The organism is Micromonospora lacuserhaii (assembly GCF_036902735.1).
GTDB lineage: Bacteria > Actinomycetota > Actinomycetes > Mycobacteriales > Micromonosporaceae > Micromonospora.
Map to the genome: position 1 here is coordinate 1 of NZ_JBAKHO010000004.1, position 20,847 is coordinate 20,847.

At 72.3% G+C, this 20,847-nt stretch carries 18 protein-coding genes; 5 read left to right on the plus strand and 13 right to left on the minus strand.

The annotated features are described in order from the left end of the window. Positions 1-269 precede the first annotated feature (269 nt). The 6 genes from V6U81_RS03670 to V6U81_RS03695 all read right to left on the minus strand — a co-directional run bounded on the left by V6U81_RS03670 (position 270) and on the right by V6U81_RS03695 (position 5,686). Positions 270-962 carry a transcriptional regulator gene (locus tag V6U81_RS03670; protein ID WP_334484334.1) on the minus strand — a complete coding sequence of 231 codons (693 nt, stop codon included), beginning with the start codon at positions 960-962 and terminating at the stop codon, positions 270-272. A gap of 78 nt (positions 963-1,040) precedes the next feature. Beyond that, a complete protein-coding gene (locus V6U81_RS03675; protein ID WP_334484337.1) occupies positions 1,041-2,057 on the minus strand; it encodes a branched-chain amino acid ABC transporter permease in 1,017 nt (338 codons plus the stop codon). After that, on the minus strand, positions 2,054-2,935 hold the full coding sequence (locus V6U81_RS03680) for a branched-chain amino acid ABC transporter permease (RefSeq protein WP_334484340.1): 882 nt from the start codon (positions 2,933-2,935) through the stop codon (positions 2,054-2,056). The genes V6U81_RS03675 and V6U81_RS03680 overlap by 4 nt, the downstream gene beginning before the upstream one ends. Positions 2,936-2,942: 7 nt before the next feature. Next, positions 2,943-4,199 (minus strand): ABC transporter substrate-binding protein, encoded by a 1,257-nt coding sequence (locus V6U81_RS03685; protein ID WP_334484343.1) that lies wholly within the window; start codon positions 4,197-4,199, stop codon positions 2,943-2,945. Between the two features lie 46 nt (positions 4,200-4,245). Next, on the minus strand, positions 4,246-4,938 hold the full coding sequence (locus tag V6U81_RS03690; RefSeq protein WP_334484346.1) for an ABC transporter ATP-binding protein: 693 nt from the start codon (positions 4,936-4,938) through the stop codon (positions 4,246-4,248). Next, positions 4,925-5,686 carry an ABC transporter ATP-binding protein gene (locus tag V6U81_RS03695; RefSeq protein ID WP_334484349.1) on the minus strand — a complete coding sequence of 254 codons (762 nt, stop codon included), beginning with the start codon at positions 5,684-5,686 and terminating at the stop codon, positions 4,925-4,927. The genes V6U81_RS03690 and V6U81_RS03695 overlap by 14 nt, the downstream gene beginning before the upstream one ends. Before the next feature lie 206 nt (positions 5,687-5,892). Between V6U81_RS03695 and V6U81_RS03700 the strand changes: the two genes are divergently transcribed. Then, a complete protein-coding gene (locus V6U81_RS03700) occupies positions 5,893-6,078 on the plus strand; it encodes a hypothetical protein (protein WP_334484352.1) in 186 nt (61 codons plus the stop codon). Positions 6,079-6,173: 95 nt separating this feature from the next. Here V6U81_RS03700 and V6U81_RS03705 read toward each other — a convergent pair whose 3' ends face one another. The 3 genes from V6U81_RS03705 to V6U81_RS03715 are packed head-to-tail and all read right to left on the minus strand — an operon-like array spanning position 6,174 to position 9,390. Continuing rightward, the gene (locus V6U81_RS03705; RefSeq protein WP_334484355.1) at positions 6,174-7,250 is read right to left on the minus strand and encodes an alcohol dehydrogenase catalytic domain-containing protein; all 1,077 of its coding nucleotides are present in this window, start codon (positions 7,248-7,250) and stop codon (positions 6,174-6,176) included. Further along, the gene (locus V6U81_RS03710; protein ID WP_334484358.1) at positions 7,247-8,689 is read right to left on the minus strand and encodes an aldehyde dehydrogenase family protein; all 1,443 of its coding nucleotides are present in this window, start codon (positions 8,687-8,689) and stop codon (positions 7,247-7,249) included. The genes V6U81_RS03705 and V6U81_RS03710 overlap by 4 nt, the downstream gene beginning before the upstream one ends. A gap of 44 nt (positions 8,690-8,733) precedes the next feature. After that, positions 8,734-9,390, minus strand: a complete 657-nt coding sequence (locus V6U81_RS03715; RefSeq protein ID WP_334484361.1) for a TetR/AcrR family transcriptional regulator C-terminal domain-containing protein — start codon at positions 9,388-9,390, stop codon at positions 8,734-8,736. Between the two features lie 83 nt (positions 9,391-9,473). On the opposite strand from V6U81_RS03715, the gene V6U81_RS03720 reads away from it, so the two are divergent. Next, positions 9,474-10,646: an acyl-CoA dehydrogenase family protein gene (locus tag V6U81_RS03720; RefSeq protein WP_334484364.1), complete on the plus strand. Its 1,173-nt coding sequence runs from the start codon at positions 9,474-9,476 to the stop codon at positions 10,644-10,646. Between the two features lie 50 nt (positions 10,647-10,696). Here V6U81_RS03720 and V6U81_RS03725 read toward each other — a convergent pair whose 3' ends face one another. After that, complete coding sequence (locus V6U81_RS03725; RefSeq protein ID WP_334484366.1) at positions 10,697-11,734, minus strand: aminotransferase class V-fold PLP-dependent enzyme; 1,038 nt, start codon at positions 11,732-11,734, stop codon at positions 10,697-10,699. Between the two features lie 187 nt (positions 11,735-11,921). Here V6U81_RS03725 and V6U81_RS03730 point away from each other — a divergent pair, with 187 nt between their 5' ends. Continuing rightward, positions 11,922-12,263 (plus strand): NIPSNAP family protein, encoded by a 342-nt coding sequence (locus tag V6U81_RS03730; protein WP_334484368.1) that lies wholly within the window; start codon positions 11,922-11,924, stop codon positions 12,261-12,263. Between the two features lie 68 nt (positions 12,264-12,331). On the opposite strand, the gene V6U81_RS03735 is transcribed toward V6U81_RS03730, so the two are convergent. Then, the gene (locus tag V6U81_RS03735; protein WP_334484371.1) at positions 12,332-13,723 is read right to left on the minus strand and encodes a cation:dicarboxylate symporter family transporter; all 1,392 of its coding nucleotides are present in this window, start codon (positions 13,721-13,723) and stop codon (positions 12,332-12,334) included. Between the two features lie 131 nt (positions 13,724-13,854). On the opposite strand from V6U81_RS03735, the gene V6U81_RS03740 reads away from it, so the two are divergent. Further along, entirely contained in the window at positions 13,855-15,441 is a 1,587-nt protein-coding gene (locus tag V6U81_RS03740; RefSeq protein ID WP_334484373.1) for an ATP-binding protein, read from the plus strand. Next, on the plus strand, positions 15,438-16,121 hold the full coding sequence (locus V6U81_RS03745; RefSeq protein ID WP_334484374.1) for a response regulator: 684 nt from the start codon (positions 15,438-15,440) through the stop codon (positions 16,119-16,121). The genes V6U81_RS03740 and V6U81_RS03745 overlap by 4 nt, the downstream gene beginning before the upstream one ends. Before the next feature lie 9 nt (positions 16,122-16,130). Here V6U81_RS03745 and V6U81_RS03750 read toward each other — a convergent pair whose 3' ends face one another. Together V6U81_RS03750 and dnaE are read right to left on the minus strand one after the other, a co-directional pair. Further along, a complete protein-coding gene (locus V6U81_RS03750) occupies positions 16,131-17,051 on the minus strand; it encodes a DUF2268 domain-containing putative Zn-dependent protease (RefSeq protein ID WP_334484376.1) in 921 nt (306 codons plus the stop codon). Positions 17,052-17,119: 68 nt separating this feature from the next. Continuing rightward, positions 17,120-20,653 (minus strand): DNA polymerase III subunit alpha, encoded by a 3,534-nt coding sequence (gene dnaE / locus V6U81_RS03755; protein ID WP_334484377.1) that lies wholly within the window; start codon positions 20,651-20,653, stop codon positions 17,120-17,122. Between the last annotated feature and the right edge of the window lie 194 nt (positions 20,654-20,847).

Below are 20,847 nucleotides of genomic sequence, written 5' to 3' on the forward strand. Positions count from 1 at the left end.
AGGTCTCCGCGTACCCGGACGCCTACGCCCAGTGGGAGCAGCAGGCCGCCGACCTCGTCGCCACGCACTGGAACAGCTGACCCCGCAAGCAAGCAACGCTGGCCGGCACCCCTCACGGGGTGCCGGCCAGCGGCGTATCCGAATCTTGGACAGTTGCCGTCCACCGCTAACCCCAACCGTCCAAGATCTCCCCACCCCCATCCCCCCAACCGCGTTGATCATGAGGTTGACGGCAGTGGAAGAGATCCACACCGCCGGTAACCTCATGATCAACGAGATGAAGAGTCGAGGGCAGGGCGGGTGGGGGCAGGGGTGGGGCGGGCGGGGGTTGGGGTGGGGCGGGTGGGGCGGCCGCAGGCGGTCAGGGCGGCGGCGAAGGTGGTGAGGCGTACCGAGGGGGGCGGGAGGGGCTCGATCCAGCCCGGGCCGGCGCCGAAGACGCGTACCCCCGGGAAGTCCCGCCCGAACCGGACCAGGCGGTACGCGCGGCCGGTGAGCGGGGTCTGCGACCAGACCACGACGGTGTGCGGGCTGGTCCGCACCACGGCGGAGGCCAACGCGACCCAGGGCAGCGCCGGCCCGAGGTGCAGGCAGCCCCGGCCCTGCTCGCGGAGCGCGGCGGCGAGGGCGTGCAGCCCGAGGCTGTGCGTCTCGTGCTCCGCGCCGGCCAGCAGCACACCGTCCGTGGACAGCTGCCGGGACGGCTCCCGGCGGTGCACGTCCAGGCCCACCCGGATGCCCTCGGAGAGTGCGTGCTCGACGGCGATCTCGCTGGCGGTGCGCCCGGGCAGCGCCCCCAGCAGCGGTACGCACACCTGCTCCCAGACCGCCGCCACACCCGCCTCGGCGGCCAGGTCGAGCATGAGCGCGGCGACCTGGTTGGCGTCGAGGTCCTCGGCGGCGGCGGAGAGCCGCTTGCGGGCCGTGTCGACGGCCTCGCCGGACATCGGATCTGTCAACACCAGACGTACCCCCGGGTAAGTGACCACTACCAGGGGGTTCGTCGGGACGGCGCGGTTCGGATGCGCCGGGCGGCGGATTTATCTGCGACGGGCCGCCAACCAGCGGAGCGCGAGCGCGGACACGCTGCCCCACACACCGCGCCGGAAAAGCAGCACGACAAGGACGAAGATGCCGCCGGTGACCAGGCCGATCGCCTCGAATCCGGAGAACGACAGCCAGTCCTCCAGCCGGACCACGAGCGCCGCGCCGAGCACTCCGCCCCAGAGCGTGCCGATCCCGCCGAGCACCACCACGATCACCGCCTTGCCGGACGTGGTCCAGTGCAGCACGTCGAGGGAGACGAAGCGGTGCCCGACGGCGAAGAGTCCGCCGCCGAGACCGGCGATGAAGCCGGAGAGCACGAACGCGGTCAGCTTGTACCGGTGCACCGGGTAGCCCAGCGCGCGGGCCCGCGCCGGGTTGTCCCGGATGCCGACCAGCACCCGGCCGAACGGGGAGTGCACGATCCGCCAGGCGGCGGCCAGGCCGAGCAGCACGATCGGCAGGATCGCGTAGTAGAAGTAGTAGTCGTCGGTCAGGTCCATCCCGAAGAACTCCCGGGGCACCCCCTGGAGGCCGTTCTCGCCGCGGGTCACCGAGCGCCACTCGTTGGCGACGTAGTAGACCATCTGCGCGAAGGCCAGCGTGACCATCGCGAAGTAGATGCCGGTCCGCTTCACCGCCAGGTAGCCGATCGGCAGCGCGAGCACCGCGGCGGCGAGGGCCCCGGCCAGCACGGCGACCGGGAAGGGCAGGCCGGCGTGGATCGCCACCAGCCCGGTGACGTACGCCGAGGTGCCCCAGAACGCGGCGTGCCCGAAGGACATCAGCCCGGTGAAGCCGAGCAGCAGGTCCACCGAGACGGCGAAGAGCGCCCAGCACAGGATGTCCACGGCCACCGCCGGGTAGAGCCCGTTGGGCAGCCAGAACGCCACGGCCAGACCGGCGGCGAGCAGCGCGTACCGGACCCAGCCGGGGGCCCGGGCCACGGCGACCAGGCCGGAGCCGGTCGCCGGCCGGGCCGCCTCGGCCGGGGTGTCGACGGTGCTGGTCATGCCGGTGCCTCCTCACGGCCGAACAGCCCGGCCGGCCGCCAGAGCAGCACGACGGCCATCACGATGAAGACGATCGTCTGGGACACGATCGGGAAGTCGGAGAGGTACGCCTCTCCCCATGCCTGGATCAGGCCGATGCCGAAGCCGGCGGCGACCGAGCCGAAGATGGAGCCGAGCCCGCCGATCACCACCACCGCGAAGACCACGATGATCAGGTCGGCGCCCATCAGCGGGTTCACCGCCCGCATCGGCGCGGCGAGCACCCCGGCCAGGCCGGCCAGCGCGATACCGAAGCCGAACACCGGAGTCACCCAGCGCCCCACGTCGATGCCGAGCGCCCGGGTCAGCTCGGGCCGCTCGGTGGCGGCCCGGACCACCATGCCGATCCGGGTACGGGTGAGCACCCACCACACCGCGACGCAGAGCAGCACCGTGAAGCCGAGGATGAAGACCCGGTAGGTGGGGAAGTCGAAGAGCCCGAAGTCGATCGAGCCGCTGAGCGCGTCCGGGGTGGCGTACGGGCTGGACTGCATGCCGTACCGGGTCTTCACCAGGTCCTGGAGGATCAGCGTGAGGCCGAAGGTGAGCAGGAAGTTGTAGAGCGGATCGAGCCGGGTGAGCCGGTGGATGGCCAGTCGTTCCAGCACCATGCCGAGCAGACCCAGCCCGAGCGGCATGATCACCAGCGCCGCCCAGAACGGCACGCCGGCCTCGGTGAGCAGCACGTACGCCCCGAACGCGCCGAGCATGTAGAAGGCGCCGTGGGCGAAGTTCACCACCCGGAGCATGCCGAAGATGACCGCGAGCCCGAGGGCGAGCAGGGCGTAGAACGCCCCGCTCACCAGCCCGTTGAACGTGTTCTGCGCGAAGCCTGACATCAATCCGTCACATCTTGCAGTCGGCCGACGGCGCGCGGAACGCCTCCGCGGCGGGGATGGTCTTGAGGACCTTCACGTAGTCCCACGGCTCGGTGACGTCGGCCTGCGGCTTCACCTGGGCCAGGTACGCGTCGTGGATCACCCGGTGGTCCTCGGCGCGGATCTTGCCGTTACGCAGGAAGACGTCGTTGACCTCCTTGCCCTCCAGCCCCTTGACCACGCTGTCCGCGTCGTCGGTGCCGGCGGCCTGCACCGCCTCCAGGTACTGCATGGCCGCGGAGTAGTTGGCCGCGTGGGCGAAGGACGGCCGGGTGCCGGTCTCCTTCTGGAAGCGGTCGGCGAACTCGCGGTTCTGCTGGTCGAAGTTCCAGTACCAGGCGTCGGTGTAGGTGGTGCCGGCCAGCGCCGCGGGGGTGAGCGAGTGGATGTCGGAGATGAACATCAGGCCCACGGCCAGCCCGATGCCCTTCTCCCGCAGCTTGAACTCGTTGTACTGCTTGACCACGTTGACCAGCTCCGCGCCGGCCTGCATGGTGCCCAGCACCTGCGGCTTCGGGTTCATGCTGGACGCCTTGAGCAGGAACGACGAGTAGTCGCCGGTGGTGTTCGGGAACGGCGCGCCGTCCTTGCCGACCACCTTTCCGCCGGCCTTCTCGATCGCGGCGGAGAAGTTCTTCTCCATGTCCTGACCGAAGGCGTAGTTCGGGTAGAGGATGTACCAGTTCTTGCCGACCTGCTCGGTGGTGGTCTTCCCGGTGCCGTTGGCCAGCATGTAGGTGTCGTACGCGTAGTGGAACGTGTACTTGTTGCAGCTCTTGCCGGTCAGCTCGGTGGTCGCCGCGCCGATGTTGAAGTAGAGCTTCTTCTTCTCCTTGGCCACGTCGGCGACCTTCAGGGCGGCCGACGAGGTGGGCACGTCGAGGATCAGGTCGACGCCCTTGCGGTCGTACATCTCCTGGGCCTTGGCGTTGGCCACGTCCGGCTTGTTCTGGTGGTCGGCGGTCTCCACGGTGATGTCCTTGGTCACCGCCTTGTCGCCGTACTTGGCCTTGAAGTCGGCGATGGCCATCTCCACGGCCTTGACCGAGTTCTTCCCGGACAGCTCCGAGTAGGCCCCGGACTGGTCGTTGAGCACACCCAGCACGACCTTGTCGCCGGTCAGCTTCTGGTCGCCGCCCGATGCCGGGCCGCCCCCGCCACAACCGGCTGCCAGCACCACCGCCGCCGACGCGGCGGCCACACCCACGCTCCTACGCATGTCCATCCCTTTCGTACCGCGCGGACTCCGCGCGGGTCAGCCGTCGAAGAATTCAAATCCCGAGGTACGCCAGCAGCTCGCGCTCCCGCGAGCGCACCTCGGAGTTCGCCATCGCCTCCACGACGCGTCCCTCGGCCAGCAGGTAGTGCCGGTCGGCGACGCCGGTGGCGAAGTGCAGGTTCTGCTCGACCAGCAGCACGGTCACGCCGTGCTTCTTGGCCTCCCGCAGCAGGTCACCGACCTGCTGCACGAGCAGCGGAGAGAGCCCCTCGGTGGGCTCGTCGCAGAGCAGCAGCCGGGCGCCCATCCGCAGCACCCGGGCCAGCGCGAGCATCTGCTGCTCACCGCCGGAGAGCATGGTGGCCGCCGAGTCGCGCCGCTGCCAGAGCGCCGGGAAGGCCTCGTAGACCCGCTCCAGCGACCACGGGTCGGGGCCGACCCGTGGCGGCAGCGTCAGATTCTCGGTGACGGTGAGGGTGGCGTACGCGCCCCGGTCGTCGGGGACCCAGCCGAGCCCGAGCCGCGCCCGCTTGTACGCCGGCACCTTCGTCAGGTCCCGGTCGTCGAGCGTGACCGTGCCCCGCTGGCTGGGGTGCAGCCCCATCACGCAGCGCAGCAGGGTGGACTTGCCGGCGCCGTTGCGGCCGACCAGGGTGACCACCTCGCCGGCGGCGACGTCCAGGCTCACCTCCCGCAGCACCTGCGCCTCGCCGTAGAACGCGGAGAGGTTCTCAATGCGCAGCATCAGCGGCTCCCAGGTAGGCGGTGATGACCCGCTCGTCGGCGCGGACCTGCTCGTACGGGCCCTCGACCAGGACCTTGCCGGCCTGCAGGACGGTGACGGTGTCCGCGAGCCGGCCGACCACGCTCATGTTGTGCTCGACCATCACCACGGTCCGCCCCTCGCGGACCCTGGCGATCAGCTCGACGGTGCGGTCGACGTCCTCCAGCCCCATCCCGGCGGTCGGCTCGTCGAGCAGCAGCACCTTCGGGTCCAGGGCGAGCGCGATGGCCAGCTCCAGGGCGCGCTTGCGCCCGTACGCCAGGGCCTCGGCGGGGGCCTCGGCGAGCGCGCCGAGGCCGACCATGTCCAGCAGCTCCCCGGCCCGGTCCCGGTAGCGGTCCATCAGCTTCGCCGAGCGCCAGAACCGCCAGCCCAGCCCGCTGGACGACTGCAACGCCAGCTCGACGTGCTCCCGGGCGCTGAGCTGGGGGAAGAGGCTGGTGATCTGGAAGGACCGGGCCACCCCCAGCCGGGCCACCTGCTCCGGCGGCAGGCCGGTGACGTCCCGGCCGGCCAGCTCGATCCGCCCGGACGTCGGCGGCAGGAAGCCGGTGAGCAGGTTGAACAGGGTGGTCTTGCCGGCGCCGTTCGGGCCGACCAGGGCGTGCACGCTCTCCGGGGCGATGTCCAGGTCGACGTGATCGACGGCCCGGAACCCCCGGAAGTCGCGGGTCAGCCCGCGGGCCGACAGGAGCGCTTGCCCGGCCATCGCCTCATCCTCCGCAGGTCACCGCGACGACCGGGTCGGTGACCGCGGTCACAGGGTCGTCGCGTGGAGGAAACCTACGGCGGGCCGCCAGAGTCGAGCCATGTCGACACCACACACATTCCGGCCGGTCGACGCGGCTACGGCGGACATGGTCGCTCCTTCTACCCCATCAGGATGAGATCGACGACGGTCGCCGACCGGTCTTCGTGACCGCTCCCATGTGTGGGGTCCACCTCCCCCGCACCCCTGCGGGGCTCAGCCGGCCGGAGGCATCGCCCTCGATTGCCGAGGGCGACGTCGAGCTGACGCTGGACGGCATCTTCGAGTTCGGCCTGGGCCGGCTGCTGGACGGCTTCGCCGCGCTGGTCGAGGGCGGCGCGACGCCGGGCTGACCGAGGGCGGCGCGACGCCGCGCTGACCGAGGGCGGCGCGACGCCGCGCTGACCGAGGGCGGTGCCACGCCGGCCTGACCGGCGGGCCACCCCGGTCAGTGGTCGAAGGTGACCACCCAGCGGGCGCCCTCGCCCCGGGCCAGCCGGTCGAAGGCGGCCGGCGCCTCCTCGAGCGGGATCAGCCCGCTGATCAGCGGGCCGAGGTCCAGCGTCCCGTCGACGACCTCACGGGCCAGCGCGGGGACCTCCCGGTCCGGGTCCGACGAGCCGTACACCGACGAGCGCAGCGTACGGGCGGAGTGGAAGATGTCGGCGGCGGCGAGGCTGACCAGGTCGTCCTTGGCCCCCATGCCGACCACGGTGACCGCTCCCCCGCGCCGGGCCAGCCGCCACGCGGTGCGGATGGTGGCGGCCCGGCCGACGCACTCGAAGGCGTGGTCGACGCCGCGCCCCTCGGTGCGGGCCCGGACCTCCTTCGACAGCCGGTCGTCGGGGAGCAGGAAGTCGGTGGCGCCGGCGGCCAGCGCGAGCTCCCGTTTGGCCTCGGCGACGTCGATCGCCACGATCGGGCCCGCGCCGGCCGCCCGGGCGGCGGTGAGCACGGCGAGTCCGACCCCGCCGAGCCCGATCACCGCGACCGACTCACCGGGCGCGACCCGGGCGGTGTTGCGGACCGCGCCGGCGCCGGTGAGCACCGCGCAGCCGAGCAGGGCGGCCTGTTCCGGGGGCAGGTCGGCGGGGACCGGCACCACGGCCGTCGCCGGCACCACCACCTCCTCGGCGAACGCGCCGAGCCCGAGCGTGACGTGCAGCGGGGTGCCGTCAGCGGTCTCGCCCCGCGGCACGGCCGGCGCGGTGTTGGCGGCGCAGAGCCAGGGTTCGTCGTGCCGGCAGAACCAGCAGGCCCGGCAGGCCGGCGCCCAGTTGAGCACCACCTGGGTGCCGACCGGCACGGTCACCCCGGGCCCCACCTCGGCGACCACGCCGGCCGCCTCGTGGCCGAGCACCAGCGGGTACGCCGGGGCGAGCGTGCCGTTGACCATGGACAGGTCGGAGTGGCAGACCCCGGCGGCGCGGATGCGCACCCGCAGTTCGCCGGGGCCGGGCGCGGGCAGCCGGACCTGCTCGATCCGCAGCGGCGCGCCGGGGCCGCGGGCGACCAGCGCCCTCACCGCTGGATCGCCTTGAGCTCGGTGAACTCCTCGATCCCGGACGCGCCGAGTTCCCGGCCGAGGCCGGACTGGCGGTAGCCGCCGAACGGGGCGAGCGGGTTGAAGGCGCCGCCGTTGACGTCCACCTGGCCGGTGCGCAGCCGCCGGGCGACCGCGACGGCGTGGTCGGCGTCGGCGGACCAGACGGCGCCGGCCAGGCCGTAGCGGGAGTTGTTGGCGATGGCGACGGCCTCGTCGGTGTCGGCGAACGGGATGACCGCGAGCACCGGCCCGAAGACCTCCTCCTGGGCCAGTTCGCTGTCGGGGTGCACGTCGGCCAGGACGGTGGGCGCGACGAAGTGGCCGCGCGGCGGCAGCGGGGCGTCCGGTCCGCCGGCGACGAGGCGCGCCCCGTCGGTGAGCGCCCGGTCGACGAAGCCGCGGACCCGTTCGGCCTGGGCGGCGGAGACCAGCGGGCCGAGCCGGGTGGCCGGGTCGAACGGGTCCCCCGGCCGGTACCCCGCGACGGCCCGGGCGACCAGGTCGAGCGCTTCGTCGTACCGGTCGCGGTGGACCAGCATCCGGGTCCACGCGGTGCAGGTCTGCCCGGAGTTGAGCAGCGCGTTGCCCACCCCCACCTTGACGGCGGTGGACAGGTCGGCGTCGGCGAGGATCAGGTTGGCCGACTTGCCGCCGAGCTCCAGGGCGACCCGGGCGATCCGGTCGGCGGCGAGGTGGGCGATCCGCCGGCCGGTGGCGGTGGAGCCGGTGAAGGAGACCAGGTCGACGTCCGGGTGGGCGGCGAGGGCCTCGCCGACGACGGGCCCGGTGCCCGGCACCAGGTTGACCACGCCGGCGGGCAGCCCGGCCTCGGTGACCGCGTCGAAGAGCAGGTACGCGGTCAGCGGGGTGAGCTCGCTGGGCTTGAGCACCACGGTGCAGCCGGCGGCCAGGGCGGGGGCGAGCTTGGCGACGACCTGGTGCAACGGGTAGTTCCACGGGGTGATCGCGCCGACCACGCCGACGGGTTCCCGCACGACCAGGGAGTTGCCGACGGTCTGCTCGGCCGGCGGGCGGGCGGCCAGGTCGACCATCGAACGCAGCACGGTCAGCGGCAGCCCGGTCTGCACCCGGGCGGCGAGCTTGATCGGGGTGCCGAGTTCCAGGGCGACGGTGCGGGCGATGTCGTCGGCCCGGGCGGCGAGAGCGGCGTGCAGCCGGTCCAGGTGGGCGGCGCGCTCGGCCGGCGCGGTGGCCGCCCAGCTCGGGAAGGCGGCCCGGGCGGCGGCGACGGCCCGGTCCACGTCGGCCGGGGCTCCGGCGGGCACCTGACCGACGATCTCGCCGGTGGCGGGGTTCTCCACGGCGATGGTGTCGCCGTCGGACGGGTCGATCCAGCCGCCGCCGACGTGCAGATGGCGGCGGACCAGGAGCGCGGGGGGCGCGGCAGCGAGATCCATGTCGTCCTTCGGGGGTGCGGAAACTAGCGCTGGGAGTTTTGACGCTACCCCGAACGGTCGGCCGGCTCCACCGGTGCGGCGGTGCGGGCGTGCTCGGCGGCCAGGCCGTGCAGCAGCGCGTCCAGGCCGAGCGCGAAGGCCCCCTCGTCGACGCTGCGCTGGTGCTCGGCCAGCCGGTGCGCCTGGCGCAGGTGCGGGTAGTGGGCGGCGTACAGCTCCGGGTCCTCGACGAAGCCGCGGGCGAACGAGCCGAGCGCCGAGCCGGCGACGAAGTAGCGCAGCGCAGCGCCGACGTGGGTGGCCCGGGCCGGCGACCAGCCGGCCTTGACCAACGCGCCGTAGACGGCGTCCGCCATCGCCAGCGCCGCCGGTCGCCGCCCGGGCCCCTGGGCCAGGTACGGCACGACGTTCGGGTGCGCGGTGAGCGCCTGCCGGTACGACCAGGCCCACCGGCGCAGCGCCTCCAGCCAGTCGTGCCGGGCGAAGAAGCTGGTGTCCACGGTGGCGGTGACGCTGTCGGCGACCGCGTCGAGGATGGCGTCCCGGTTGGCGAAGTGGTGGTACAGCGAGGGCCCCTGCACGCCGAGCGCCGCGGCGAGCCGCCGGGTGGAGAACGCGGCCAGCCCGTCGGCGTCGATCAGCGCCAGGGCGGCGGTGACGATCCGTTCCCGGCTGAGCACGGGTTGCCGGGGTCGGGGCACGTCGACTCCTCGGGTCTGGACGGGGCAAAACTTACAGCGCTAGTTTAAGCGGAGACGGCAGGGCGACGGCGGAAGGGATCGGCATGGACTTCTCACTGACCGACGAGGAGCGGGCGGTCCGGGACACCGTCCGGTCGTTCATCACCCGCGAGGTGATGCCGCTGGAGCAGGAGGTGCTGCGCCGGGAACGGGCTCACCGGCCCGGCCTGGAGCGTGCCGAGCTGCGCGAACTCCAACAGAAGGCGAAGAAGTTCGGATTCTGGGGGCTGGCCACCCCGGAGGAGTACGGCGGCATGGACCTGCCCGCGGTGATGCAGTCGCTGATCTGGACCGAGCTGGGCCGTACCTTCGTGCCGTTCCGCTTCGGCGGCGAGGCCGACAACATCCTCTTCCACGCCACGCAGGAGCAGCAGCGCGAGTTCCTCATCCCCACCATCGAGGGGGAACGGATCTCCTGCTTCGCGATCACCGAGCCGGGCGCCGGTTCGGACGCGGCGAACATCCGGCTCAGCGCGCGGCGGGACGGCGACGACTGGATCCTCGACGGCGAGAAGACCTTCATCACAGGAGGCAACGACGCCGACTTCGCCATCGTCGTCGCGGTCACCGACCGGGAGAAGGGCGCCCGCAACGGCGGCGCGACCGCCTTCCTGGTGGACCGGGCGATGGGCTGGCGCTCCGAGTTCATCCAGACCATGGGCGAGGGCGGACCGGCGTCGCTGATCTTCGACGGCGTCCGGGTGCCGCACCGCAACATCCTCGGCGAGGTCGGGCAGGGCTTCGCGCTGGGCATGCAGTGGATCGGCAAGGGCCGCTACACCATCCCCTCCCACGCGATCGGCATCGCCGAGCGGGTGCTGCAGATGGCGATCGACCAGGCCAACACCCGCAAGACCTTCGGCGCGAAGATCGGCACCAACCAGGCCATCCAGTGGATGATCGCCGACTCGGAGACCGAACTGGAGGCGGCCCGCTGGCTGGTGCTGCGCTCCGCGTGGACGGTCGACCAGGGCCTGGACCCCCGGCACGCCTCCTCGATGGGCAAGCTCTACGGCGCCGGCATGGTCAACCGGGTGGTGGACCGGGCGCTGCAGATCCACGGCGGGATGGGCTACACCCGGGAGCTGCCGATCGAGCGCTGGTACCGGCAGGTGCGGCTCTACCGGATCTTCGAGGGCACCGACGAGATGCAGCGGCTGATCATCTCCCGCGACCTGCTGCGCGGGTACACGAAGATCGGCGGCCACCTGGCCTGAGCCGTGGCGCCGCCGCCCCCGGTCGGTCCCGGCCCGGGGGCGGCGGCGCCTCACGCCGTCAGGGCGTCCAGGGCCAGGTCGACGTCGTCCACCGTGGAGTAGAGGTGGAAGGAGGCGCGGACCCGGCCGGCCCGGACCGCCGCGCGGACGCCGGCCCGCGCCAGCTTCTCCTGCGCGCCCGGCACCTCGACCGTGACGATGGCGCTCTCCCCGGGCGGGCGGCCCAGCCCGGCGAGGAACCGGTTGGCCAGCGCTACGTCGTGGTCGTGGATCGCCGGCAGGCCGATCTCGGCGACCAGTTCCAGGGCGGGCGCGGTGCCGACCCAGCTGAACCAGGCCGGGGAGATGTCGAAGCGCCGGGCGTCGTCGGCGAGCCGCAGCGGCGGGCCGTAGTAGGACGAGTGCGGATCCTTGCCCGCGTACCAGCCGGCGGCGTCCGGCTGCAGCCGGTCGCGCAGGGCCGGCGCAAGGTAGGCGAAGGCGGAACCGCGCGGCGCCATCAGCCACTTGTACGCCCCGACCGCGACCACGTCGGCCAGGCCCGCGTCGAAGGGCAGCCAGCCGCAGGCCTGGGTGGCGTCGACCGCGACCAGGGCGCCGTGCGCGCGGGCCGCGGCCACGATCTCGGCGTACGGGGCGATCGCGCCGTCGGCGGACTGCACCAGGCTGAACGCGACCAGGTCGGTGTCGGCGTCGATCGCGTCGAGCAGCCCGGCGAGCGGCACGGTGCGCACCCGCACGCCCCGCTCCTCCTGCACCAGCCAGGGGAAGAGGTTGGAGGTGAACTCGACCTCGGGCACCACCACGGTCGCCCCGGCGGGCAGCGCCGCCGCGACCGGGGCGAGCAGCTGCGACACGGTGCTGCCGACCGCCACGTCGGCCGCCGCCACCCCGACCAGGCCGGCGAACGCCTCCCGGGACCGTTCGGTCGCCTCGCCCCAGACCTCCCACGAGGTACGCCCCACCCGCCAGTCGGCCAGGGCCTCCTGCACCGCCGTCCAGACCGGGTCGGGCGGCAGCCCGTAACTGGCGGTGTTCAGCCAACCGGGCTGCGGCTGCCACAGCTTCTGCGCCTGCTCCAACTCCATGCCACGGACGCTAGTGGCCGGGTCGGCGGCGGGGCACGGCCAATCGCCGGTCGGCGGCCTGCACGACGTCGAACGCGCCCGGCGGGTCGACGACGCCGCGGCCGGCCGGCACGCCATCGACCGATCGGACCTCGCCCCGCGCCGGCCGCGACGGTTAGCGTGGCCTGATCCGCTCCGGAGGTCACCGATGATTCTCGAGATCCGCACCTACCGCCTCAAGCCGCGGACCAGCGACGAGTTCGTCCGGGTGATGCGCGACGAGGCGGCCCCGCTGCTCGGCCGCTTCGGCATCCGGGTGGTGGCGGCCGGGGCCTCGCTGGTCCGCGAGGACGGTCACGAGGAGGCGTACCTGATCCGGGCCTTTTCCTCGCTTGCGGTCCGGGACGAGCAGGAGGAGGCGTTCTACGGCAGCGCCGCCTGGCGCGACGGCCCACGCGAGGCCATCCTGTCGCGGATCGAGAGCTACCACACCGTGGTGCTGGAGACCTCCGAGGCCGCCGGGGAGGTGCTGGCCGCGCACCGCCCCTGAGGCTGAACGTGACCGCCGCCCGGGCGCGCCGGAGGACTGGCCGGCGCGCCCGGGCGATGCGAGTCGTCTCAGGCCGGCGTGCCCGCCAGCGTCGACGGCCGCAGGCCCGACTCGTCGTCGGCGGGCCGGGCCTCGGCCGGCTCGTCGTCGAGCATGGTCGCCTCGTCGAACGGACGCTGGCCGCTGAGTACCGCCCGGGCCTGGTCGCGGTCGAACTCGCCGGTCCAGGTGCCGACCAGCACGGTGGCGACGGCGTTGCCGGCGAAGTTGGTCAGCGCCCGGGCCTCGGACATGAACCGGTCGATGCCGACGATCAGGCCGACCCCGTCGACCAGGTCCGGGCGGTGCGACTGGAGGCCGCCGGCGAGGGTGGCCAGGCCGGCGCCGGTGACGCCGGCAGCGCCCTTCGAGGCGATGACCATGAACAGCAGCAGGGAGATCTGCTCGCCGATGGCGAGCGGCTTGCCCAGCGCGTCGGCGATGAAGAGCGACGCCATGGTCAGGTAGATCGCCGTGCCGTCCAGGTTGAACGAGTACCCGGTCGGCACCGTGATGCCCACGACCGGCTTGCTCACCCCGAAGTGCTCCATCTTGGCGATCAGCCGGGGCAGCGCCGACTCCGAGGAGGAGGTGGAGAAGATGAGCAGGAACTCGCGCCCGAGGTAGCGCAGCAGCTGGAAGATCGAGATGCGCGCGACGAACCAGAGCAGCGCGCCCAGGACCACGAAGACGAAGACCAGGCAGGTGGCGTAGAAGCCGAACATGACCTGGGCCAGGCTCTTCAGCGCGTCCACGCCGGTCGCGCCGACCACGGCGGCGATGGCGCCGAACGCGCCGATCGGGGCGACCCACATGATCATCGCCAGCACCTTGAAGACGAGCCGCTGGAGCACGTTCACCGCCCGCAGTACGGGCTCTCCACGCCGGCCCATTGCCTGCACGGCGAAGCCGACCAGCAGGGCGACCAGCAGCGCCTGGAGCACCTCACCCTCGGTCAGCGCGGAGAAGAGGGTGGTCGGGATGATCCCGAGCAGGAAGTCGACGGTCCCGCCGCTCTTGTCACCGGCGGCGGCCTTGCCCGCGCCGGCCAGGTCCGGGCCCAGGTTCAGACCGGCGCCGGGATGGATGAGGTTGCCGACCACCAGGCCGATGGCCAGCGCGACGGTGGACATGACCAGGAAGTAGCCGAGTGCCAGGCCGCCGACCTTGCCGACCTTGGCCGCCTGACGGACGGATCCGACACCGAGGACGATCGTGCAGAAGATGACGGGCCCGATCATCATCTTGATCAGGTTGACGAAGCCGGTGCCGAGGGGCTTCAGCTCCTTGCCGAACTCGGGGGCGACGAGGCCGACCACGATGCCGGCGGCGACGGCCAGGATGACCGCGAGATAGAGGTAGCGGGTCCGGTCGCTGCGGGCGGGACGGGCGGCCACGGGGGCGGGTGGGGTGGTGTCCATGACCACAATGTGAGGCGCGTCTCCGCACAAGGCACCCTTACGTTCATTCTGTTCACCCCTGTGACGCGCGGGCGAAACGGGCGCCTGACCGGTGCGCCACACTTGCGGACGACCAGGCCGAAGGAGGGAACATGGCCCGACGACAGTGGAGCATCGCGGGGCAGCTGTTCGCCCTCCAGGCCGTGGTGGTGACGCTGCTCGTGCTCGCCGGCGCGGCCGGCGCGGTGTGGCTGGCGCGCAGCGACTCCCGCCAGGCGGCGGAGGAGGAGGTGCTCGCCGTGGCGAAGACCGTGGCCCGCTCCCCCGATGTCCGCGCCGCCCTGGCCTCCCCGGACCCGGCGGCCACCCTGCAGCCGTACGCGGAGTCGATCCGGGTGGCGACGGGAACGGACTTCGTGGTGGTGATGGCCCCGGACCGGACCCGGTACTCGCACCCCACCCCGAAACTGATCGGGCAGCCGTTCATCGGAGACATCGGCCCCGCCCTGGCCGGTGAGCCGTTCACCGTCACCAACGTCGGCACGCTCGGCGAGTCGGTGCGCGCGGTGGTCCCGGTGCACGGCGACGGCGACCGGATCACCGGGCTGGTCTCCGTCGGCATCACCACCCGGGCGATCAACCGGAAGCTGATCGCGCAGACACCGGTGCTGCTGGGCGCCGCCGCGCCCGCGCTCGCCCTCGCCGCCACCGGCTCCTGGCTGCTGAGCCGTCGGCTCCGGCGGCAGACGCACGGCCTCGGCCCGAGCCAGATGACCCGGATGTACGAGTACTACGACGCGGTCCTGCACTCCGTACGGGAGGGGCTGGTGGTGCTGACCCGGGACCGCCGGGTGGCGCTGGTCAACGACGAGGGGCGCCGGCTGCTCGGGCTGGACGAGGACGCGGCGGTCACCGACCGGCCGATTGCCGGAATCGCCCTGCCGCCCGCGGTGGCCGAGCTGCTGGCGTCCGGGCGGGACGCGCACGACGAGCTGGTGCTGGCCGGCGACCGGGTGCTGGTGGCCAACCAGCGGACCACCCGGTTCGAGGGGGCCGTGCTCGGCACCGTGCTGACCCTGCGCGACCAGACCGAGCTGCGCAACCTGGCCAGCGAGCTGGACTCGGTGCGCGCGCTGACCGAGGCGTTGCAGGCCCAGACCCACGAGTCGGCCAATCGGTTGCACACCGTGCTGACCCTGGTGGAGCTGGGCCGGGCCGACGAGGCCGTCCGGCTCGCCACCCGGGACCTCGCACTGGCCCAGCAGCTGACCGACCGGGTGGTCGGCGCGGTCACCGAGCCGGCGCTGGCCGCCCTGCTGCTCGGCAAGTCGGCGCAGGCCGGCGAGCGGGGGGTGGACCTGGTGATCGAGCCGGACTGCCGGCTCGACGACAGTCCGCTGCCCACCGCCGACCTGCTCACCGTGGTCGGCAACCTGGTCGACAACGCGCTGGAGGCGGTGGTCGGCACCGAACCGCCGCGTCTGGTAGGGGTCTTCGTCGGCGCGGGCGACGACGAGATCGTCGTGCGGGTGGTCGACAACGGACCGGGGCTGGACCCCGACCGGGTCGCGGACGCCTTCCGGCGCGGCTGGTCGACCAAGAGCGCCGGTCGCGGCCTCGGCCTGGCGCTGGTCGGGCAGGTGGTCCGCCGGCACGGTGGCCGGTCCGACGTGGCCGCCGCCGACGGCGGTGGGACGGTCTTCACCGTTCGGTTGCCGATCCGGGAGGGCCGGACGTGACCGACATCAGGGTGCTGGTGGTGGAGGACGAGCCGCTGCTGGCGGAGGCGCACCGGGCGTACACCGAGCGGGTGCCCGGCTTCGTGGTGGTCGGGGTGGCGCACACCGCCCGGGAGGCGATGGCGGCGCTGCGGCACCGGGCGGGCGCGGACGTCGATCTGGTGCTGCTCGACTTCCGGCTGCCCGACCTGCACGGTTTGGACGTCTGCCGGGCCCTACGGGCGGCGGGCAGCAGCGTGGACGTGCTCGCGGTGACCTCGGCCCGGGACCTGGCGGTGGTCCGCACCGCGGTCTCCCTCGGGGTGACCCACTACCTGCTCAAGCCGTTCACCTTCGCCGCCTTCCGCGACAAGTTGGAGCGGTACGCCGACTATCGCCGCCAGGCGCTCGCCGAGGGCGAGGTCGCCGCCCAGCACGAGGTGGACCGGATGTTCGCCACCCTGCGCGGCGCGGCGCAGCACACCCTGCCCAAGGGGCTGGACGCGCAGACCTTGGACACGGTGCTGGCCGCCCTGCCGGCCGGGGCGGGGCTGTCGGCGACCGAGGTCAGCCAGCGCACCGGGATCTCCCGGGTGACCGCCCGCCGCTACCTGGAGTACCTGGTGACCGCCGAGCGGGCGGTACGCGCGCCGCGCTACGGCACACCGGGCCGCCCGGAGGTCGAGTACCGACCGGTGTGACGACGCCGGTCAGGCGCGGGCGGCCAGGTCGTCGACGGCCTGCCGGATCTCGGCGCGGACGCGGTGCAGGTCCCAGGAGGCGATTTCGGACAACCGGTGGTCCTCCCGCAGCCGGCGCACCGCCGCGAGACCGACCAGGTAGCCGCAGCGCTTGGGCAGGTCACCAACGAGCGGCGAGTCCCGCATCAGGAAATACGGCGCGTAGTGGTCCAGGTCGGTGGCGTCGAGATCAGCGGAGATCCGGCCGAGGATCTCCGCCCACCGGCGCCGGCACTCGTCGAGCCAGGGCCGGTATCCCGGCCGACCGCACCAGAGGTACGCCTCGTCAGCCAGACCTGGGGCGGTCTCGGCCGACACCAGGGTGGCCAGCCCCTCGGTGAGCAGCGCGTTCGCCACCCCGTGCCCGGGCCAGTCCCGGATCCCGGCGAGCCGGTCGTGCACCACGTGCGCCGCCTCGTGGAGCACCAGCAACCGGTCGTCGTCCGCCCCGCCGAACTCCTCGACGGCGAGGAAGAGCGCCAGCCGGTCGTCGAGGGTGTCCGCCCAGCCGTTGGCCCGGTGGAGTCCGACCAGCACCACGCAGTCGACCGGGTCCGCGTCGCCCGCCCAGCCCATCGCCCGGGACACCGTCGCCACCGCGTCCGGCAGCGAGGCCCGCAGCGCCGCCGACCGCGCCGCGAGATCGACACCCTCCCCGGCCAGCCGGTCGAGGACGGCGACCAGGTCGGGACCGGTGGACCAGTCGCCGTCCCGGTCGAGGGCGGCGAAGATCTCCGGGTGGCGGTCGAGGTAGTGCGTCCGCCACCACCCGGGTCGGCGCTCCCCGGGGGCGTCGGCCGCCGCCTGGGCGTACCCCAGATAGGTCGGGACCAGGTCCCGGACCCGCAGCATCGGTCGGACGGTCTCCCCGGCGGGTGTGGTGGCGGTCATGCCGCCATGCTGCCCGACGGTCCGCTCACCCGCCGTCCCGCGCCGCCGGCCGGGCCCGGCCGGCGGCGTCAGCTGACGTTGGCCGGGCCGAGCACGCTCTTCAGGTCGCCCATCAGCGCGGTTGTCGCCGCCACCCGGAACGGCCCGAGCCGCAGCGTGGTGGTCTTCCCCCCGTTGAGCAGCTTGACGTGCACCTCGGTGTCGCCCGGGTGCAGCACCAGGGTCTCCTTGAGCCGCTCCACCAGCGGCGGCGTGCACCGGTGCACCGGGATGGTCAGGGTGACCGGCTTGGTGGCCGGGTTGGTGCTGACGTCGGGCATCGACATGTCCATCGCCATGATCCGCGGCGTGTCGTCGCGCCGGTCCACCCGTCCCTTGACCACCACGATCGCGTCCTCGGCGATGTACTGCCCGATCACCTCGTAGGTGTTGGGGAAGAAGAGCGTCTCCACCCCGCCCGCGAGGTCCTCCAGGGTGGCCGAGGCCCAGGCCCGGCCCTGCTTGGTGACCCGGCGCTGCACGCCGGAGAGGATGCCGGCCAGGGTGACCACCGCGCCGTCGGGAACGGTGCCCTCCTCGGACAGGGCGGCGATGGTGCAGTCCGCCGCGGCGCCGAGGACGTGTTCCAGGCCGAAGAGCGGGTGGTCGGAGACGTAGAGGCCGAGCATCTCCCGCTCGAAGGCGAGCTTGTCCCGCTTGTCCCACTCGCTGTCGCCGATGATCGGCATGACGGTGGTGCTGCCGCCGGTGTCGGCGTCGCCGAAGCCCGCGCCGAACAGGTCGTACTGGCCGACCGCCTCCTTGCGCTTCACGTCGGCGTACGCGTCGATGGCGTCGGCGTGCACGGCGAGCAGCCCCTTGCGGGTGTGCCCGAGCGAGTCGAAGGCGCCCGCCTTGATCAGCGATTCGATGGTCTTCTTGTTGCAGACCACCGCGTCCACCTTGGACAGGAAGTCGTAGAAGTCGGTGTAGTCGCCCTTCTCCTGCCGGCAGCGCATGATCGCGGCGACCACGTTCGCGCCGACGTTGCGCACCGCGGCCAGGCCGAACCGGATGTCCGTGCCGACCGGGGTGAACGGCCCGGCCGAGGTGTTCACGTCCGGCGGCAGAACCTGGATCCGCATCCGACGGCACTCGGACAGATAGAGCGCCATCTTGTCCTTGTCGTCGCCCACCGAGGTGAGCAGCCCGGCCATGTACTCGGCCGGGTAGTGCGCCTTGAGGTACGCCGTCCAGTACGACACCAGCCCGTACGCGGCGGAGTGGGCCTTGTTGAAGGCGTAGCCGGCGAACGGGACCAGTACGTCCCACACCGCCTGGATCGCCGCGTCGGAGTAGCCGTTCTTCCGGCAGCCGTCCCGGAAGGGGATGAACTCCTTGTCGAGGATCTCCTTCTTCTTCTTGCCCATCGCCCGGCGCAGCAGGTCCGCCTGGCCGAGCGTGTAGCCGGCGAGGATCTGCGCGGCCCGCTGCACCTGCTCCTGGTAGACGATCAGGCCGTGGGTGGGAGCCAGGATCTCCCGCAGCGGCTCCTCCAGCTCCGGGTGGATCGGCGTGATCTCCTGGAGGCCGTTCTTGCGCAGCGCGTAGTTGGTGTGCGAGTCGACGCCCATCGGGCCGGGCCGGTAGAGCGCCAGGACGGCGGAGATGTCCTCGAAGTTGTCCGGCTTCATCAGCCGCAGCAGCGAGCGCATCGGCCCGCCGTCGAGCTGGAACACGCCGAGGGTGTCGCCCCGGGCGAGCAGGTCGTAGGCGGCCTGGTCGTCCAGCGGCAACGCCAGCAGGTCGAGCTGCCTGCCGTGGTTGAGCTCGATGTTCTTGACCGCGTCGTCGATGATCGTCAGGTTGCGCAGGCCGAGGAAGTCCATCTTCAACAGCCCGAGCGACTCGCACGTCGGGTAGTCGAACTGGGTGATGATCGCCCCGTCGGCGTCCCGGCGCATCAGCGGGATGTGGTCGATGATCGGCTCGGCGGACATGATGACGCCCGCGGCGTGCACGCCGGTCTGCCGGATCAGCCCCTCGATGCCCTTGGCGGTGTCGATCACCTTGCGCACGTCCGGGTCGGACTCGTAGAGGCCACGGATCTCGCCGGCCTCGGCGTAGCGCGGATGCTGCGGGTCGAAGATGCCGGTGAGCGGGATGTCCTTGCCCATCACCGCCGGCGGCATCGCCTTGGTGATCCGGTCCCCCACCGCGTACGGGAAGCCGAGCACCCGGGCCGAGTCCTTGATCGCGGCCTTCGCCTTGATCGTGCCGAAGGTCGCGATCTGGGCGACCTTGTCCTCACCCCACTTGTCGGTGACGTACTTGATCACCTCACCGCGCCGGCGCTCGTCGAAGTCGATGTCGACATCCGGCATCGAGACCCGCTCGGGGTTGAGGAACCGCTCGAAGATCAGGCCGTGCGGGATCGGGTCCAGGTCGGTGATGCCCAGGGCGTACGCGACGAGCGAGCCGGCGGCCGATCCACGGCCCGGGCCCACCGCGATGCCCTGGCTCTTGGCCCACTGGATGAAGTCGGCGACCACGAGGAAGTACGACGGGAAGCCCATCTGGTTGATGACGCCCAGCTCGTACTCGGCCTGCACGACGTGCCCCTCCGGGATGCCCCCGGGGTAGCGGCGGGCCAGGCCGGCGAAGGTCTCCTTGCGGAACCAGGACTCCTCGGTCTCCCCCTCGGGCACCGGGAAACGCGGCATCAGGTTGTGGAACTCGAACATCCCGGTCGGGTCGACCTTCTCGGCGACCAGCAGGGTGTTGCGGCAGCCCTGCTGCCACAGCTCCGACGAGTCGACCGCGCGCATCTGGTCGGCGGACTTGATGAAGTAGCCGCCGCCCTCGAAGCGGAACCGGTTCGGGTCGTCGATGTTGCTGCCGGTCTGCACGCAGAGCAGCACGTCGTGCGCGGTGGCCTGCGCCTCGTGGGTGTAGTGCGAGTCGTTGGTGACCACCGGCGGGATGTCCAGCTTGCGGGCGATCTCGGTGAGCCCGTCGCGGACCCGGCGCTCGATGGAGAGGCCGTGGTCCATGATCTCCAGGAAGTAGTTCTCCTTGCCGAAGATGTCCTGGTAGCTGGCGGCGACCTTGAGCGCCTCGTCGAACTGGCCCAGCCGCAGCCGGGTCTGCACCGCGCCGGAGGGGCAGCCGGTGGTCGCCATGATGCCCTCGGCGTGCTCGGCGATCAGCTCCATGTCCATCCGCGGCCACTTGACGTAGTGGCCCTCCATGGAGGCGCGCGAGTTGAGGGTGAACAGGTTCTTCAGGCCGGCGGCGTTGCGGGCCCACATGGTCTTGTGGGTGATCGCGCCGTTACCGGAGACGTCGTCGCTCTTCTGCTCCGGCCGGCCCCACTTGACCCGCGCCTTGTGGTAGCGGGACTCCGGCGCCACGTACGCCTCGACCCCGAGGATCGGGGTGATGCCGGCGGCCATGGCCTGCTTGTAGAAGTCGTTCGCGCCGTGCATGTTGCCGTGGTCGGTGATCGCCACCGCCGGCATGCCGAGCCGGTTGGCCTCGGCGAAGAGGTCCTTGAGCCGGGCCGCCCCGTCGAGCATCGAGTACTCGGTGTGTACGTGCAGATGCGCGAACGAATCGCCCATGCGTGGCGCCCCCCCGGGTCGTTTCATGGGTGGTGAGAAGTCGGTCGGCCCACCCTATCCCCGGCCCCGCGGGCGTCTCCAGCAGCCGCGCGGACAGACCGCCGCCGGGTGGTGTGGATCTCCCGTGGGGCGGCCCCGGGGTGACCGTGGCCGGGTCGGCTGCCTGACTCGGACAACCCGGGAAGGCCCGTGCG